This window comes from Streptomyces lusitanus, assembly GCF_042647945.1.
In the GTDB taxonomy this organism is placed as follows: domain Bacteria; phylum Actinomycetota; class Actinomycetes; order Streptomycetales; family Streptomycetaceae; genus Streptomyces; species Streptomyces pseudogriseolus.
In genome coordinates this window covers 263,916-279,778 of the sequence record NZ_JBHRWL010000003.1, presented here as the reverse complement: position 1 = coordinate 279,778, position 15,863 = coordinate 263,916, and the positions used below count along the sequence as shown (strand labels likewise).

The window sequence follows — 15,863 nt, the reverse complement described above, 5'->3', positions numbered from 1 at the left end:
CGCCCGCTACGACTTCAGCCACTCCAGGATGTCCGGGTTCAGCACGTCGGGATGGACCGTCAGCATGCCGTGCGGGTAGCCCTCGTAGCTCTTCAGCGTGCCGTTCTTCAGCAGCTTCACCGTCAGCGGCGCCGAGTCGTCGTACGGCACGACCTGGTCGTCGGTGCCGTGCATGACCAGCACCGGCACCTCGATCCGCTTCAGGTCCTCGGTGAAGTCGGTCTCCGAGAAGGCCTTGATGCACTCGTAGTGGGCGTTCGCCGCGCCCGTCATCCCCTGGCGCCACCAGTTGTCGATCAGACCCTGGGAGACCTCGGCGCCCGGCCGGTTGAAGCCGTAGAACGGGCCGGACGCGACCTCGATGTAGAACTGGGCGCGGTTGGCGGCGAGTGCGCTGCGGAAGCCGTCGAAGACCTCGATCGGCGTGCCGCCCGGATTGCTCTCCGACTTGACCATGACGGGCGGCACCGCGCCCACGAGCACGGCCCTCGCCACCCGGCCCGGCTCGGCGCGCGCCACGTACCGCGTCGCCTCGCCGCCGCCGGTGGAGTGCCCGATGTGGACGGCGTCGCGCAGGTCCAGGGCCTCGGCCAGCGCCGCGACGTCGGCCGCGTACGTGTCCATGTCGTGCCCGTCGGAGGTCTGGTCGGAGCGTCCGTGGCCGCGCCGGTCGTGGGCGATCACCCGGTAGCCGTGCTGAAGGAAGAACATCAACTGGGCGTCCCAGTCGTCGGAGCTGAGCGGCCAGCCGTGGTGGAAGACGAGGGGCTGCGCGTCACGCGGGCCCCAGTCCTTGTAGAAGATGGCCGTCCCGTCAGAAGTCGTCACCGTGCCCATGGTTGATCCTCCGCAAGATGGGGCTGAGGCGGCCGGGCCGGTCCATGACCACCGCTGCACGGCAAGGCGTGCGGGCGGACCCCGGCCGGCCGGAGGGACTGCATCCGCGGGCCCGGGGGCCAGGGCCGGATGCACGGCAATCACCTTACGCCGATGAGACGAACCCCTCATCTCAGGAGATTCCGGGCGCGCTCGCTTTGGGCCGGTACCTGGCATTTGATCCGCTTATGGTGGTCCAATGCTGCTTGTTCCCAGATGGGTTCTGTTCTCGTCGGGGTGCGCGCCGGTGCTGTTGATCGCGGGCTGGGCGATCTCGGCGGCGCTCGAGGGGTCGGCCTACGACCCGGTGACGCAGACGATCAGCGTCCTGGCGGCGTACGGCGCCTCGGGCTCCTGGGTGATGACCGGGGCGTTCCTCGCGCTGGGCGTGTGCCATCTGCTCACCGCGTGGGGACTGCGCGCGGCCGCGGCGGCCGGCCGGGTGGCGCTGGCCGGCGGGGGAGTGGCCGCACTGACCGTGGCGATGGTCCCCGCGCCGAGCAGCGGAGGCTCGCTGGGGCACGGATCGGTGGCTGCCGTCGGGTTCACGCTGCTCGCCCTGTGGCCGGTCCTCGCCGCGACCGCCGGCCGCGGCACGCCGTGGGCGCTGCGGCCCCTGCCGTCCTTCGCGGCGACCGCCGTGATGGTCGCGGGGGCGGTGTGGTTCCTGGTCGAGATGCACCGCCACGGCATGGCGGGCGTCGCCGAACGCGTGGTGACGGCCGTCCAGTCACTGTGGCCCTTCGTCGTCGTCCTGTCCTGCCTCCGGCACCGCGCGGGGCGGCGCGCGGAACAGTCCGCGTGAGCGGATCGTCCGTGCGATCGGATCACCGGATCACCGGGTGACCGGATCGACAGTGACCTGATCATCCGCGTGACCGGAGCTTCCGTGCGACCCGATCATCCGCGTGACCGGAGCTTCGGTGCGACCCGATCAGAGGAACCGCGAGCTGCCCACCGGCCCCGACGACCGCACCGCGTCCCGGTCGCCTCGCAGCCAGGCGTCACGGACGACCGTGACGAACGAGGCCGGCCCCTCCACCGGATCGGCAGGCGTCCGCCCGTCCCCCTCGGCCGGCTCCGGGCCGGCGCCCACCACGGCGGCGGCGATCTCCTCCTCGGGACGCGCGTCGGGCTCACCCTGCTCCACCCCGCCGTCGGCGCCCTGCCGCAGCCCGCCCGCCCACGGGGCGACGACCGACTGGTGCAGGAGCGTCACACTGTCCGCCGCGACCGGCGGCGGATCCGTCCAGCAGCTCGCGTGCTCGTGCAGCACCTGCCCCGGCACCCGCTCCCGCAACTGCTCCAGGACAAGCTCCCCCTGCGGGTGCCCGGCCGTCCCGCCGAGGTCGTACGCCACGACGACGGTGTCCTGCCGTCCGGCCTCGAAGGGCTCCGCGGGCAGGCCCAGCACCTCCGCCGCGGCCAGTCCCAGGATCCGGCTGTCCCGGTCCGGCAGCAGCGACACCGAGCGGGCCCGCACCCCGGCCGCGTCGAGCACCGCCCGCAGCCGCACCAGGCCGGCCAGGCACTGGTCGTAGGTGTCCTGGAGCCACGCCCACCGGCCGCTCATCCCCGCGTCGAAGCCGTACGGCGACAGCGTGCCGAGCACGGTGCCGCCCAGCACGAACTGCCAGCCGCGCAGATCCGTGCCGTCCAGGGGACCCGCCTCCCGCGCGCTCGCGGCGCGTCGCAGCATGCGCGTCTGCCGGTCGTGCGCGCCGCGCCACAGGTCGTCGTCCGGGGCGGGCAGCAGCGCGTGCTGCCGCCGGGCCAGCTCCAGGTCACCGGACAGGAGAGCGTTGTGGACGAGCAGGTAGCGGTCGGGCCAGTCGAGGAGCCCGGACTCGTGGGCGAGCAGCGCGTCGGCGGCGTCCCGGTGCCGGCCCTCGTCCTCGTACGCCGACACCAGCTCCCGCAGCACCCCGGCCGACCCTCCCGTCAGCCGCAGCGCCTCGCGCAGGGCGGGGATCGCCAGGTACGACACGCCGCGCTCGACGCACGCGTACCCGTAGTCGTACAGGGCGCGCGGCCGGTCCGGGTGGGCCGCGAGCGTGGCGGCGGCGGTGCGGAGGTCGTCGAACCCGGCCGTCCCGGCGGCACGGCCGACCACGAGGGCGACCTCCGCGAGGGGCGCCGTGCCGGCCTGCCGCAGCAGACGGAGCGCGCCGGGCAGGTCACCGGAGTCGAGGCACGTCCAGGCGGGGACCAGGTCAGGGGACGTGGGACGCCGGCCGGAGCTGCCGGCGCGGGAGAAGCGGGAGAACATGCACGGCATCCTCCAAGGCGGCCGTGACGGAGCTCAACCGGATTTGCCCGCAGGCCACTTCGCGCAGGGGCCCGCGGGCTGCTTCACGCGCCCGCGACATCACCGCCCGTCGCGCTGCGCCGTCCCCGTGGAGAACTCCTCGCTGCCGAGCACCCGCAGCAGCTCCATCCGCTCGCGGGTCTCGGCGTCCGCCGGGGTGAGCACCAGCAGTTGCTGCCCCTGGTCGGGGGTGACCAGGGTCTCGCAGTCGAGGAGCAGCCGGCCGACCCGGGGGTGCAGCAGCGTCTTGCGGTCAGCGCGCCGCACCGCGACCTCGTGCTCCGTCCAGAGCGCACGGAATTCGGCGCTGGCCGCCTCCAGCCGCTCGACCAGCCCCGCCACCGTCGGGTCACCCGCCCGGCGTCCGGCGGCCGCGCGCAGGTCGGCGACCAGCCGGCGGCCGTTGAGCTCCCGGTCCTCGGGCGGACAGAAGGCACGGGCCTCCGGCTCGGTGAACCAGCGGTGGATCATGTAGCGGCGGTCGCCGCGGAAGCCGGTGTGGTCCGACATCAGCAGCAGGGACGCACGGTTCTGCGCCAGCATCTCGCCGAGGTCGGACATCACCGCGGCCGGGGTGCCGCCGAGCAGGTCCAGCATGCGCACCAGCCCCGCGCGGGCCAGCCGGGCCGTGCCGTCCGCGGGCGGGGGCCGGTGACCGGCCAGATGGAACAGATGGTCCCGCTCGTCGTCGGACAGCCGCAGCGCACGGGCCAGGGCGACCAGCAACTGCGCCGACGGCTGACTGCTGCGGCCCTGCTCCAGACGCACCACGTAGTCCACCGACATCCCGGCGAGCATCGCCACCTCCTCCCGGCGCAGTCCGCGGGTGCGGCGCCGGGGTCCGTCGGCGATGCCCACCTCCGCCGGGCGGATCGCCTCGCGGCGGCGGCGCAGGAAGTCGGCGAGCTGTTCTCGTTCCACCCGTCCATGGTCCCGCGTGGCCGGACGCCCATCCAGGGAGCGGCGCTCCCATGATGAACGCTCCGCTCCCGCCCGCCCGGCCGCCGCAACACAGTGGAGGCGGTTCAGGCGATTCTGCGCCGACGAGCAAGGCGACAAGGGAGCACATCATGCGGACACGCACACTGGGCAGCACCGGGCCGAAGGTTTCCGCGCTCGGGCTGGGCGCGATGGCCATGTCGGGGGCGTACGGCGAGGCCGACCGCACGGAGAGCATCGCGACCGTGCACGCCGCACTGGACGCCGGAGTGACCCTGATCGACACGGGCGACTTCTACGGCATGGGCCACAACGAGCTGCTGCTCGCCGAGGCGCTGCGCGGCCGGGACCGGGACAGCTACGTGCTGAGCGTGAAGTTCGGCATGCTGGCCGGCCCGGGCGCGACGCCCGGCAAGGTCGACGGCCGCCCGGCCGCGGTGAAGAACTTCCTCGGCCACTCGCTGACCCGCCTCGGCACCGACCACGTCGACATCTACCGGCCCGCCCGGCGCGACCCCGACGTGCCGATCGAGGAGACCGTCGGCGCGATCAAGGAACTGATCGAGGCAGGCCACGTACGGCACCTCGGCCTCTCCGAGGTCGACGCGGCGACCGTGCGGCGGGCGCACGCGGTGCATCCCGTCTCCGACCTCCAGATCGAGTACTCGCTGATCTCCCGCGCCGTCGAGGCCCAGATCCTGCCCACCCTGAGCGAGCTGGGCATCGGCCTGACGGCGTACGGCGTCCTCGGCCGGGGGCTGATCTCCGGGCACTGGTCGCCGGACCGCGCCGGACGGCCGGGCGACCACCGGGCGGTCAGCCCCCGGTTCGCCGCGAGGAACGTGGAGCACAATCTCGCCCTCGTCGAGGCGCTGCGCCGGGTGGCCGAGACGAAGGGGTGCACCGTCGCCCAGCTGGCCATCGCGTGGGTGGCGGCGCGGGGCGAGAACATCGTGCCGCTCGTCGGCGCCCGTACCCGTGAGCGGCTGGCGGAGGCGCTGCCGGCGCTCGACGTGACGCTCACGGAGGACGACCTGGCGGAGATCGAGAAGGCGGTGCCGCCGGGTTCGGCACGCGGGGACCGTTACCCGGCCGCGTTCATGTCGGGGCTGGGGGTGGGCAATTGAGCAGGTGAGCAGCTGACCGGCCGGGGCGGGGGCGGTCGAGGGGGGCGGGCGGCCGAGCGCCAACGAGCGGCCGTGACCGGGGTGGCCGTCAACCCGCCTCGAGGCCGAGGACGCGGCGGGCCGCCTCGGCCTCCGCGGCCGGCGGGGAGAGCTCGTCCAGGGTGTCCAGTTCCGTGTCGTCCGCCAGCTCCCGCTCCCAGGCGTCGGCGAGCCGCTGCTGCTCCTCGTGGGGTTTCGCGCTGACGGCCTCCCGGTGCTCCGGGTCCAGGGCCGTGAGGAAACGCTCGACCGATTCCATGGACATGCCGTACTCCTTGTTCGCTCCGGAAGGCGCCGCACGGCCCAGGATGGCCAGCGCCCTCGGGCTACGGGTGCCCGACACGGCCCGTGGCCACCCTGATGGCCCCGCGCGGAAGGGACCCGCACTTGCCTCACCTATCGAATTTCGATAGCTTCCCATCGTCATTCGATCGGCGCGGAGATGCTGCGCGGCGCCTCATCGGGGTTGCCATGCCCCGCGTCCACGTCCGATGCGCCGTGCCCGTCGCCGTGCCCGTACCCGCCCTCTCCGTGCCCGTGTCCTGGAGTGCCCGATGTCCTCAGCCGCCCCTGCCCCTGTGCCCGCACCCGCCTCCGCGCCCGCCGCCCGTCCGGCGTCCACGGACTCTACCCGCACCGACGTGCTGGTCGTAGGCGCCGGTCTGGCCGGACTCCACGTCGCCACGCGGCTCGCCCGGCAGGGACACGACGTCCTCCTCGTGGACCGGCGCACCACCCTGGCAGGCGCGATCCGCACCACCGGGATCTTCGTGCGCAAGACGCTCGACGACTTCCCGCTGCCCGAACGCCACCTCGGCCCGCCGATCCGGCGGATGCTGCTCTATCCGCCCAGTCTGAGCCGCCCCGTCGCCCTGGTCAGCGACCGGGACGAGTTCCGCGTGGGCGACATGGCCGGGCTGTACGAGACGTCGGCCAGGGTCGCCGTCGAGGCGGGCGTACGGCTGGCGCTGGGCACCCGCTACGCCGGCCGGCACGCCGGGACGTACCACCTGACCGGCCGTGAGGGGGCGTACCGGGTCCGTGCCCGGTACGTCGTCGGCGCCGACGGCGCCCGGTCGAGCGTCGCCCGTGACCTCGGCCTCGACCGCAACCGGCACCTGCTGGTCGGAGCCGAGGAGGTCTTCCCGGTCGCCCCGAACGGCGAACCGCCAACCTTCCACTGCGTCCTCGACCCCCGCGTCGCCCCCGGATACCTGGCGTGGGCCGTCAACGACGGGGAGCACGCCCACGTGGGCGTCGCCGGGTACGCCGACCGCTTCCCCGACGGCCTGCGCCGGGCCATGGAACGCTTCAGCGCCCACGCACCCGGACTCGAGGGCGTACGGCGCCCCGACACGGTGGAGCGGCGCGGCGGACCCATACCCGTCGGCGGGGTGCTGCGCCGCATCGGCTGCGCGGAGGGACTGCTCGTCGGGGACGCGGCCGGCGCGGTGTCCCCGCTCACCGCCGGCGGCCTCGACCCGTGCCTGCGCCTGTCCGACCTGGCGGCCCAGGTACTCGACGACGCCCTGCGCACCGGCACCCCGGACGCGCTGACCCACTACAGCGGCGCCTCCCTGCGCTCCCGCTTCCGCGGCCGGCTGGCGCTGCGCACCGGACTCGCGCACATCCGGACGCCCGCCGCGACCACGGCGGCGTTCACCCTCCTGCGCACCCCGCCCGGCCGTGCCGCGGCGGCCCGCATCCTCTTCGGCGACCGTTCCTTCCCAGGTCAGCCTGCCCCTGAGCCGAGCCTGGCGACCGGCTGACCGGGCCGCCGCGGCGGGCCCGCGCCCGCATGCGTGCCTCTGGCACTCCGTGCACGCTGGACCCATGGCGAGCGACCAGCAGCCCATCGTGATCTACCCGCCCGCCGGCGACGGCGGCCGCCGGGTCCGCGCCGGCCCGCACTTCCTGGGCATGGCGTACACCCTCCTGGACGTGGTGGAGTTCCTGCGGCTTGCCGGAATGGAGGACGCCGACGACGACTGGCTGCGGCAGTCCCCGCTCGTCGAGTGGCGCGGCGGCGGCCCGGACACCTGGACCTCGGCCCACGGCCTGCACGACTGATTCGGCTGACTCGTCCGCGCTGACGCACGTGACAGGGCTGTGCCGACGCATCTGACCGGGCTGCGCCACGGGCATGATGTGATCATGACGGAACTGGTCGAACGGGTGGACGGCGGCGATCGGGTGATCGGCCTCGCCGACAGGGGCGAGGCGATCCGCAGGCGGTGGCTGCACCGCATCGCGACGGTGGTCTGCCGGGACACGCGGGGGAGGATTCTCGTGCACCGCAGGCCGCCCGACGCGGACCGCTTCCCGAACGGCGTCAACTTCATGCTCGGGGGAGCGTCGGAGCCCGGCGAGACCTACGAGGAGGCCGCCGCGCGGGAGCTGACGGAGGAACTCGGCGTCCGGGCCCGCCCCCGCTTCGTCCTCAAGTTCCTGTGCGCGGGCGTGATCAGCCCGTACTGGCTCGGGCTGCACGAGGCGGTGGTGACCGGGCCCGTCGCCCCCGACCCGGACGAGGTCGCCTGGTACGACTGGCTGACGGAGCCCCAGCTCGCGGAGCTGGTCGAGGACGAGGCGTTCGTCCCCGACGCGCGGGAGGCGTACCACCGCTGGGCCGCCCTGCGCCGCGACGGGTCGGCCGCCGCCGGGCCCGTCGGCTGAATCGGTGCGCGCCGCCCCCGCCCCCGTCCGCGCCTCCGCCCCCGCTTCCGCGTTCGCGCGCCGTCCGCCGGGCGGTCACCATGACAGGGAATGCGGGATGACAGGGACCGGGGGCGGGCCGACGTCGTGGAGGGTGGACATGTTGCTGCCGGTCCTGTTCGCGCTGGGCGCCGCGCTCAGCAACGCGCTCGCGACCGTGCTCCAGCGCAAGGCCGCCCTGACGGTGCCCAAGAGCGAGGGGCTGCGCGTCGGACTGATCGTCGACCTGCTGCGCCGCCCCGTCTGGCTGGTCGGCATCGTGGCCGTGATCACCGCGGGCGTCTGCCAGGCCGTGGCGCTCGCGACCGGACCGATCACCATCGTGCAGCCCCTGTTCGTCCTCGAACTGCCGCTCGCCCTCGTCATCGCCACCGCACTCCTCCAGGGGCGGCTGTCCTGCGCCGGCTGGGCGGCCGTCGGCACGGTGGTCGCCGGGCTCGCCGTCGTGCTCTTCGCCGCCTCGCCCGCCGGGAACCGCACCCAGGTGCCGATGACCCACTGGATCCCGGCGCTCGCCGGATGCGTCGCCGCCATCGCCGCCCTCGTCGTCGCGGCACTCCGCCGCCCCGAGGGCCGCGGACGCGCCGCCTGCTTCGGACTCGCCACGGCGATCTCGTACGCGATGACGGCCGCGCTGATGAAGACGTCGATGCACACCCTCGACGACAGGGGCGTCACGGCCTTCTTCACCACCTGGCAGACGTACGGATTCGCCCTGTTCGGGGTGTGCGCGCTGTTCTTCCTCGAGAACGCGATGCAGTCCGGCCCGCTGGTCGCCTCCCAGCCCGCCCTGACGCTGGGGGACGCGTGCGTGAGCCTGGCCCTGGGGGTCACGGTCTACGCGGAGTACGTCCGCACGGGCTGGTGGCTGGTCCCGCAACTGCTGGGCGCCGCGCTGATCGCGGCGGGCGTACTGGCGCTGTCGCGCCTGCCGTTGGCGCGGGCGCTGGCGAGTGAGGACGGGGAGAAGGGGACGGCGGCGGACGCGGAGTCGCCCGCGCCATGAGGGTTGTTGACGGTCTCGCCCCGGGACCGGTGAGATGGTCGCCGTTCGCTGTCATCACGGCGGCAAAGAGGCCGGTGAAGTGGTGCCGCTGTCCTGCAACGGCAGCACCGTGTACGACTCGGTCGCCGCGGAGGACGTCGCCCCGGCCGGCGAGGAGACCGTCGGCTTCACCGCCACGACTCGTACCAGGGTGTGTCCCACCTCGTCCGCACCCAGGTCGTCCGTGCGGGCGACGTCGTCGCCGTCTACTTCGCGGCCGACGGCATGGCGGTCGCCAACGGCCGGGCGAGCGAGGCGAAACCGCAGCCGGCCGTGGTGAAGGCGCAGTGGGCGAAACTGGGTTGAGCGCTTCACGCCGCTCTAAGCTCCCCCTGTGCGACGCAATGATGTGACGCGGACCGACGGCACGTGGGTGGGCCTGTCCGTGGAGGTGCGGGACCGCCGCCGGGCGGGACTGGCCGTGTTCACCGCCGGCGCGTCGCGCCTGCTGATCTCGCAGGCGTCGCGGCCCGTCCTGCTCGCGGTGGTCGACGAACCGCTCCAGGGCGTGGACTTCTGGCGCACCGACGCGTACCGCTCCTGCGTCCCGCCGCTGCGCGCGGACGTGGGGCGCGCCCTGGCGGGCGACGTGGAACGGTGGGCTCACCGCTTCGTGCGGTATCTCGTCGACGCACCGGACAGCCCTTTGCACGAGGGCCGGTGGCTGCTGACACGCGACTGCCCACTCCCGCGATGGCGGCACACCGACGTCTCCCACGCCGAGTACTGGGAGTCGATGCTCGTCGAGGGCCATCCCGGCGGATACATCGACTGGTTCGTCCACTCCGGCTCATGGGAGGTACTTCCGCTCCGGCCCATGCCTCATGCCGACGACAGCAGGGTCAAGGCATACCGCAAGCAAGCCCGCGAGGGCACACTGCCACCCGTCCTGCTGTGGTGGGTCAGCGGCCTGGACTGCCATCTGATCCTGGACGGTCACGCACGGCTCGCCGCGGCGATCGCCGAATCCGTCGAGCCTCCCCTGCTGGAGTTGCACCGCACCGTGCCCCGCGACGACCTCGCCGCACGCACCGACGAGGCAGTGACCTTCTACGAGGGTGAACTGGCACGTTTCGCCAGGCTCCGGGCCGCCCACGGCCCCGCCGTCCCGGACGGAGCCGCTCTCGCCGGGCCGCAGTTGGTACGGCTCTTCGACGACCTGAACACGGCCCGACTGCCGACCTGGGCCTGGCCCCTGCCCGGTGGGGTGAGCCGGTGGCGTCGGATCTCCCACGAGGCGACGGGCTGCCGGTGCGGCCTACCCGCAGGTGAGTCCTGCTCAGCTCCGGACTGCCCGCGCCGGGACGGTGTGTAAGGTCCCGCCCCGTGAACCGGCCTGCGACTCCCCGCCCCCGCGCCCGTGACCTCGGCATCGTCATCGGGCCCACCCCCACCGGACCCCTCAACGCCCTCACCGACGTGTCGGGAGTCCGCGTCGGACACACCACCGTGCGGAGCCGGCCCGACGTGCACAGCGGGGTGACGGCCATCGTGCCCGACGGTGTGCGGCCGGGGGCGCCGTTGCCAGCGGGCCTGTTCGTCGGGAACGGGTACGGGAAGCTCGTCGGCGCCACCCAGCTCGCCGAACTCGGCGAGCTGGAGACGCCCGTGCTGCTCACCTCCACGCTGTCGGCGTTCCGGGTCGCCGACGCCCTGGTCGGGTGGGTGCTCGAACAGGCGGGAAACGAAGGGGTGTTGAGTCTCAATCCCGTGGTGGGGGAGTGCAACGACGGTTTCCTCTCCGACATCCGGAGCCGGCCCGTACGCGAGGAGCATGTACGGGCCGCGCTCGACGGGGCGTCGGCGGGGCCCGTGGCCGAGGGGTGTGTCGGCGCGGGGACCGGCACCGTCGCCCTCGGGTACAAGGCCGGCATCGGGACGTCCTCCCGCACCCCGGAGGTGGCAGGCGGCCGCTGCACCGTGGGCGCGCTCGTCCAGGCCAACTTCGGCGGCACCCTGCGCGTCCTGGGACGCACCCTTGCCTCCCGGGCGACCAGGCCGGAGGACGCCGGACCGCCCGCCGAGACCGGGTCCTGCATGATCGTCGTGGCCACGGACGCCCCGCTCGACGCCCGGCAGCTCACCCGCGTCGCCCGCCGCGCCGTGTTCGCCCTCGCCCGGACGGGCGCGGCCTACAGCCACGGCAGCGGCGACTACGCCGTGGCCTTCACCACCACCCGGCCCCACACCGCGCCCCCACTCGCCGACGCCGCGCTGAGCCTCCTCTTCGAGGCGGTCCTCGACACCGTGGAGGAGGCCGTCCTCAACTCCCTCCTCACCGCAACGACGACCACCGGCCACGCGGGCCGCACGGTCCCCGCACTTTCCGCGGACCGACTCCTCGCAGACATGCGCCTGGACAGCTAGTCCGCCCGCCGCCCCCACACCATCGCCATCCCCGGGCCCACCTCCGCCAGCTGAGGTGACTCCAGGTACGCCAGGGCCTCGTCCACCACCCGCGCGTCCACCAGGCCCGTCGCCTCCAGTTCCGGGCGCATGCGCTGCCAGGTGTCCGACCAGAAGAAGGCCGCGGGGGCGCCCGGGAGCAGGGGCGGGCAGACCACCTCCGCGCCGATGTCGCGCAGACCCTCCGCGCGGAGGTAACGCGGGTACGCCGGCACCTCGGTGAGGTCGGTGCCGATCGTCGCCCACAGCGCCGCCCACATGGCGTCCATGGTGCGCCGGTAGGCGGAGGAGCGGTCGAGGGTGTCGGGCAGTTCCACCGCGTCGCCGAGCACCAGCACGCCGCCCGGGCGAAGCAGGCCCGCCAGCCGGTGGACGAGCCTGCGGCGGCCCGGCAGGTGCATGAGCACGAACCGGGCGTGCACCAGGTCGAACCTGCCCGGGTCCAGGTCCTCGTCGGTGACGTCCGCGGTCAGCACCCGCAGCCCGGGCAGCTCCCAGGCCGCCAGGGCGCGGGTGTCCCGGTCGAGGGCGACGACCTCCTCGACCCCGGCCTCCTCCAGGAGCCACCGCGCGACGGTCCCGGTCCCCGCCCCGACCTCCAGGCACCGCATGCCCGGACCCGCGCCCAGTTCCCGCAGCCGGCGGGTGGTGACCGGGTCGTGGACCAGCGCGGCGGCGTCGATGCGCTCCGACTCGTGCGGGTCCTCGGGCGGGAAGAGCTCACGCCCGTACCGCCCGGCGGGTACGTCCCCGGCGCCTTCGCCGGGGCCCGAGGACGGCGTGCCGCCCCCGCCGGGGCCCGAGGACGGCGTGCCGCCCGCACCCGCCCCGTCGCCGTCGCCGTCGTCCGGGGAACCCGCCCGATCCCTCACCCGCACACCCCGGTCAGTTGATCCCGCTCGGCGTCGGCGACGGCGTGCGCCCCGCGAGCACTTCCTGGAGCCGCTGCGTCCCCTGCTCCACCGCGGCCGACGTGGTGTCGTGGTCGGCGCCCTCCAGCCCGCCGTTGGTGACCGTGATCGCGTCCGCGCCGATCTGCACGACGGCGACGTCCAGGCTCAGGGTGACGGGGTCGCCGTTGCTCTCGCCCTTCACCGTCACGGTCAGGCCCTGCCGGTTGTCACCGACCTGCGGCAGCGACGTCTCGATGACCTGGACCGTACGCTCCCCGGCGTCGCCGCCGGTCAGCGTGAACTGGTCACAGGTGTCGGGCAGCTCGCTGAGCCACTGCATGGAGTCGTCCAGGTCGGCCTTGTCGTACGCGGCGACCTGGTACAGCAGCCGCGAGTCGCCCTGCTGGAAGCCGGTGACGGCGGACGCGCCCGTGGGTTTGCCCAGCAGCGTCTCGTCGAACAGCGCGTCGGTCAGGCGCTGGCAGTCCTGCGTGTCGCTCTGGCCGTCGACGAACGCGGCCACGTCGACGCTGCCGACGAGCAGCGAGTCCCGCCACTCGCTCGGGTTCCGCACCTGCGTCCAGTCGTCCTCGATGTCCGCCGGGGTGATCAGCGCGTTCCGTGCGCCCTCCTCACTGAGGTCCGACGGCGAGGCCGAGGCGGACGGCGACGACGCCGAGGGCGAGGTGGTCTGCGCGGCGACGCCCCGCTCGGCGACCGTGGACGAGGCGTCCGCCTCGGGCGAGGCGCTGCTGTCCGAGCCGGAACAGGCCGCCGTGGCGAACAGCGTGCCGGCGGCCAGGGCGGCGGCCAGGACGCGGGCCGGCCGGACGAGCGGGCGAGGGGTGGTCACGTGTGCCTCCTGTGGGACGGACGGTCCGCCCGGTGCCGACCTGCACCGGGCACGCTTGCTCCCCCGCCTCCCACCGCACCACCGCTTTGCCCGCGCGACCAGCGCAGCGGAGGCATACAGGTGAGACCGCGGGGAACACGGGCCCGTGGCCGCGGCCGGACGCACACCGGAACCGGCGGCCGCCACGACCCCAACGGGCGCCCCTGCCACGGCGCCCGCACGGGAACGCTGTTACGTTCCCGATGCACCGTTGTGTCCAGGAAAGGAACGAAGCCACGTCCCCCACCGACAACGGCCCGGCCCCGCCCGAGGCGGCCAGGCGCCACCCGACCCTGTTCCGTGCCGTCCGCCGCCGGCGGAACCCGCCGCTGCGGCGGTCGGACATCACGGTGACGGACGAGCGGGCGGTCAAGCGCGCGGTGAAGGCCGCCTCGCTCGGCAACGCCATGGAATGGTTCGACTTCGGGATCTACGCCTACCTGGCGGGCACCATCGGCAGGGTGTTCTTCCCCTCGGGGAACGAGACGGTGCAGCTGCTGTCCTCCTTCGCCACCTTCGCCGTGGCGTTCCTGGTGCGCCCGCTGGGCGGCATGGTCTTCGGGCCGATGGGCGACAAGATCGGCCGTAAGAAGGTCCTCGCCCTGACGATGATCCTGATGGCCATCGGCACGGCCGCGATCGGCATGCTGCCGTCGTACGCGGCGGTCGGCTTCTGGTCGCCGGCGCTGCTGATCCTCTTCCGGCTGCTCCAGGGCTTCTCCACGGGCGGCGAGTACGGCGGCGCCTCCACCTTCATCGCCGAGTACGCCCCGGACCGGCGGCGCGGCTACTTCGGCAGCTTCCTGGAGCTGGGCACGCTCGCCGGGTACACCGGCGCGGCCGGTCTGGTCGTGGCGCTGACCGCGTGGCTCGGCAACGACGCCATGGACGCCTGGGGCTGGCGCATCCCCTTCCTGGTCGCCGGTCCCCTCGGCATCGTCGGCATCTACCTGCGGCTGAAGCTGGACGACACCCCCGCCTACCTCAAACTGGGGGAGGGCAACGTCCACGTCTCCGACGCCGCGAACCAGGTGGAGACCACCGCCCGCGGCGACCTCGCCAAGATCTTCCGGCAGCACTGGCGGGCGCTGATCCTGTGCATCACCCTGGTCGGCGCGTACAACGTCACCGACTACATGCTGCTGTCGTACATGCCGACGTACCTGTCCGACGAGCTCCACTACAAGGAGTCGCACGGGCTGCTGATCCTCGTCGCCACCATGGTGGTGCTGATGCTGATCATCAACCAGGTCGGCCGGCTCAACGACCGCTACGGACGCAAGCCGCTGCTGATGGCGGGCATGCTGGGCTTCCTGATCCTGTCCGCGCCGGCCTTCGTGCTCGTGCAGCAGGGCAGCCTGCTCGCGGTGTCGGCCGGCATGCTGATGCTCGGCCTGTCCCTGGTCTGCCTGCTCGGCACCATGTCGGCCGCGCTGCCCGCCATGTTCCCGACGTCCGTGCGCTACGGCTCCCTGTCGGTCGGCTACAACCTGTCCGCCTCGCTGTTCGGCGGCACCACCCCGCTGGTGATCACCGCGCTCATCGGCGCGACCGGCTCGGACATGATGCCCGCGTACTACGCGATGGCGGCCGCCCTGGTCGGTGTGATCTCGGTGGCCCTCATGAAGGAGACGGCACAGCAGCCGCTGGAGGGGTCGCCGCCCTCGGTGCAGACCGAGGAGGAGGCCGCGGAGATCGTGCTCGCGCAGGCGCCGACGCCGAAGTTCTGACGCGGGCCGTCCGGTGACGCGGAGGGGTGGGGGCGTGACCCCCGCCCCTCCCGCGTGCCCCCCAGCTCGCCCGCGCCCGTCAGAGACCGGCGAGCAGGCCCTCCAGAGGGGCCGGCACCCGCTCCTCACCCAGCGCCTCGACCAGCACCCGTCCGTAGCGGATCTTGCGGCCCTTCTTCGTACCGAGGAAGCGGCGCAGCTGCTGCTGGGCGGGCCGCCCCCGTTGCGCGGGCTGCCGCAGGAAGGTACTCAGGGCGCGAAACTCCCCCTGCTCCTGGACCAGTTCGGTCACCCGCTCCACACCGAGGGCGCGGATCAGCTCGTCCTCCAGGTCCGCCGCGCAGACGAAGACGCCGTCGCTGTCGGCGCCCGCCCGCTCCCAGCCCCGCGTGTAGTAGCCGAGTTCCCGCTCGTCGCACAGCCCCGTCAGACGCAGGCCCAGTCCACGGGGACCGAGAAGGGCGGAGAAGCGGCCGACGTTCATCGCGCCCCCCATCGGCAGCACGCAGACGCCCCCGGCCGCCAGGTCCCGGCCGTGACGCGCGGCGAGTGCGTCGACCGCGGCGGCGTCGCTGAGCCCCTCCAGCAGGACGACCGTACGGAGGGACAGCCGCCCGGCCAGTTCGCGCGCCGGGTCACCGGGCCCGCCGGCCGCCCACGCGGTCACCGCGTCCCGGAACGCGTTCATGTCGCTCATGCGCCAAGTCTTCTCCGGTCGCGGCGACTTCGGTACTCGGTTTCGGCCCGTGCGAGAGGGCGGGGACGGTGTCGGGCGGTGTTGGCGGGAACCCGTCGGCACCTGGCACGGACGCCCATGGGTCCCCGCCCCGCGGCTCGTTAGCTTCGGAGGCGTCCGCGTCCGACCGGACCGGAGACCGGACGCCCCACGGGAG

Annotated in this window: 17 protein-coding genes; 10 read left to right on the top strand and 7 right to left on the bottom strand. The window is 73.7% G+C overall.

What is annotated here, in order from left to right; translation table 11 throughout:
* Positions 1 to 6: 6 nt before the first annotated feature.
* The gene (locus ACFOSY_RS05770) at positions 7 to 837 is read right to left on the bottom strand and encodes an alpha/beta fold hydrolase (protein ID WP_394305619.1); all 831 of its coding nucleotides are present in this window, start codon (positions 835 to 837) and stop codon (positions 7 to 9) included.
* 238 nt (positions 838 to 1,075) lie between these two features.
* Here ACFOSY_RS05770 and ACFOSY_RS05765 point away from each other — a divergent pair, with 238 nt between their 5' ends.
* Positions 1,076 to 1,681, top strand: a complete 606-nt coding sequence (locus ACFOSY_RS05765; protein ID WP_394305618.1) for a DUF998 domain-containing protein — start codon at positions 1,076 to 1,078, stop codon at positions 1,679 to 1,681.
* Between the two features lie 129 nt (positions 1,682 to 1,810).
* Here ACFOSY_RS05765 and ACFOSY_RS05760 read toward each other — a convergent pair whose 3' ends face one another.
* Complete coding sequence (locus ACFOSY_RS05760; protein WP_394305617.1) at positions 1,811 to 3,145, bottom strand: hypothetical protein; 1,335 nt, start codon at positions 3,143 to 3,145, stop codon at positions 1,811 to 1,813.
* A 99-nt stretch (positions 3,146 to 3,244) separates the two neighbouring features.
* Positions 3,245 to 4,105 (bottom strand): helix-turn-helix transcriptional regulator, encoded by an 861-nt coding sequence (locus tag ACFOSY_RS05755; RefSeq protein ID WP_394305616.1) that lies wholly within the window; start codon positions 4,103 to 4,105, stop codon positions 3,245 to 3,247.
* Between the two features lie 149 nt (positions 4,106 to 4,254).
* On the opposite strand from ACFOSY_RS05755, the gene ACFOSY_RS05750 reads away from it, so the two are divergent.
* Positions 4,255 to 5,250 carry an aldo/keto reductase gene (locus ACFOSY_RS05750; RefSeq protein WP_394305615.1) on the top strand — a complete coding sequence of 332 codons (996 nt, stop codon included), beginning with the start codon at positions 4,255 to 4,257 and terminating at the stop codon, positions 5,248 to 5,250.
* A gap of 88 nt (positions 5,251 to 5,338) precedes the next feature.
* On the opposite strand, the gene ACFOSY_RS05745 is transcribed toward ACFOSY_RS05750, so the two are convergent.
* Positions 5,339 to 5,554, bottom strand: coding sequence for a hypothetical protein (locus tag ACFOSY_RS05745; protein ID WP_394305614.1), 216 nt, complete (start codon positions 5,552 to 5,554; stop codon positions 5,339 to 5,341).
* A gap of 289 nt (positions 5,555 to 5,843) precedes the next feature.
* Between ACFOSY_RS05745 and ACFOSY_RS05740 the strand changes: the two genes are divergently transcribed.
* From ACFOSY_RS05740 to ACFOSY_RS05710, 7 genes are all read left to right on the top strand, one after another.
* Positions 5,844 to 7,058, top strand: a complete 1,215-nt coding sequence (locus ACFOSY_RS05740; protein ID WP_394305613.1) for an FAD-dependent oxidoreductase — start codon at positions 5,844 to 5,846, stop codon at positions 7,056 to 7,058.
* 64 nt (positions 7,059 to 7,122) lie between these two features.
* Positions 7,123 to 7,359, top strand: coding sequence for a hypothetical protein (locus ACFOSY_RS05735; protein ID WP_394305612.1), 237 nt, complete (start codon positions 7,123 to 7,125; stop codon positions 7,357 to 7,359).
* Positions 7,360 to 7,443: 84 nt separating this feature from the next.
* Positions 7,444 to 7,965, top strand: a complete 522-nt coding sequence (locus ACFOSY_RS05730; protein WP_394305611.1) for an NUDIX hydrolase — start codon at positions 7,444 to 7,446, stop codon at positions 7,963 to 7,965.
* 139 nt (positions 7,966 to 8,104) lie between these two features.
* Complete coding sequence (locus ACFOSY_RS05725; protein WP_394305610.1) at positions 8,105 to 9,010, top strand: DMT family transporter; 906 nt, start codon at positions 8,105 to 8,107, stop codon at positions 9,008 to 9,010.
* 192 nt (positions 9,011 to 9,202) lie between these two features.
* On the top strand, positions 9,203 to 9,355 hold the full coding sequence (locus ACFOSY_RS05720) for a hypothetical protein (RefSeq protein WP_394305609.1): 153 nt from the start codon (positions 9,203 to 9,205) through the stop codon (positions 9,353 to 9,355).
* A 28-nt stretch (positions 9,356 to 9,383) separates the two neighbouring features.
* On the top strand, positions 9,384 to 10,364 hold the full coding sequence (locus ACFOSY_RS05715; protein WP_394305608.1) for a hypothetical protein: 981 nt from the start codon (positions 9,384 to 9,386) through the stop codon (positions 10,362 to 10,364).
* Positions 10,365 to 10,375: 11 nt separating this feature from the next.
* Positions 10,376 to 11,416 carry a P1 family peptidase gene (locus ACFOSY_RS05710; protein WP_394305607.1) on the top strand — a complete coding sequence of 347 codons (1,041 nt, stop codon included), beginning with the start codon at positions 10,376 to 10,378 and terminating at the stop codon, positions 11,414 to 11,416.
* Here ACFOSY_RS05710 and ACFOSY_RS05705 read toward each other — a convergent pair.
* Both ACFOSY_RS05705 and ACFOSY_RS05700 read right to left on the bottom strand, forming a co-directional pair.
* Positions 11,413 to 12,327, bottom strand: coding sequence for a class I SAM-dependent methyltransferase (locus ACFOSY_RS05705; RefSeq protein ID WP_394305606.1), 915 nt, complete (start codon positions 12,325 to 12,327; stop codon positions 11,413 to 11,415). The genes ACFOSY_RS05710 and ACFOSY_RS05705 overlap by 4 nt on opposite strands.
* Before the next feature lie 13 nt (positions 12,328 to 12,340).
* Entirely contained in the window at positions 12,341 to 13,201 is an 861-nt protein-coding gene (locus ACFOSY_RS05700; RefSeq protein ID WP_394305605.1) for a hypothetical protein, read from the bottom strand.
* A 242-nt stretch (positions 13,202 to 13,443) separates the two neighbouring features.
* On the opposite strand from ACFOSY_RS05700, the gene proP reads away from it, so the two are divergent.
* Entirely contained in the window at positions 13,444 to 14,970 is a 1,527-nt protein-coding gene (gene proP, locus ACFOSY_RS05695) for a glycine betaine/L-proline transporter ProP (RefSeq protein WP_394305604.1), read from the top strand.
* A 79-nt stretch (positions 14,971 to 15,049) separates the two neighbouring features.
* Here the strand turns inward: proP and ACFOSY_RS05690 are convergent, their stop codons facing one another.
* Entirely contained in the window at positions 15,050 to 15,667 is a 618-nt protein-coding gene (locus tag ACFOSY_RS05690) for a TOPRIM nucleotidyl transferase/hydrolase domain-containing protein (protein WP_394305603.1), read from the bottom strand.
* Between the last annotated feature and the right edge of the window lie 196 nt (positions 15,668 to 15,863).

Coding starts and splice junctions, on each gene's coding strand:
- ACFOSY_RS05770 (WP_394305619.1), bottom strand. CDS start 837: ATGGGCACGGTGACGACTTCTGACGGGACGGCCATCTTCTACAAGGAC.
- ACFOSY_RS05765 (WP_394305618.1), top strand. CDS start 1,076: ATGCTGCTTGTTCCCAGATGGGTTCTGTTCTCGTCGGGGTGCGCGCCG.
- ACFOSY_RS05760 (WP_394305617.1), bottom strand. CDS start 3,145: ATGTTCTCCCGCTTCTCCCGCGCCGGCAGCTCCGGCCGGCGTCCCACG.
- ACFOSY_RS05750 (WP_394305615.1), top strand. CDS start 4,255: ATGCGGACACGCACACTGGGCAGCACCGGGCCGAAGGTTTCCGCGCTC.
- ACFOSY_RS05745 (WP_394305614.1), bottom strand. CDS start 5,554: ATGTCCATGGAATCGGTCGAGCGTTTCCTCACGGCCCTGGACCCGGAG.
- ACFOSY_RS05740 (WP_394305613.1), top strand. CDS start 5,844: ATGTCCTCAGCCGCCCCTGCCCCTGTGCCCGCACCCGCCTCCGCGCCC.
- ACFOSY_RS05735 (WP_394305612.1), top strand. CDS start 7,123: ATGGCGAGCGACCAGCAGCCCATCGTGATCTACCCGCCCGCCGGCGAC.
- ACFOSY_RS05730 (WP_394305611.1), top strand. CDS start 7,444: ATGACGGAACTGGTCGAACGGGTGGACGGCGGCGATCGGGTGATCGGC.
- ACFOSY_RS05725 (WP_394305610.1), top strand. CDS start 8,105: ATGTTGCTGCCGGTCCTGTTCGCGCTGGGCGCCGCGCTCAGCAACGCG.
- proP (WP_394305604.1), top strand. CDS start 13,444: ATGCACCGTTGTGTCCAGGAAAGGAACGAAGCCACGTCCCCCACCGAC.
- ACFOSY_RS05690 (WP_394305603.1), bottom strand. CDS start 15,667: ATGAGCGACATGAACGCGTTCCGGGACGCGGTGACCGCGTGGGCGGCC.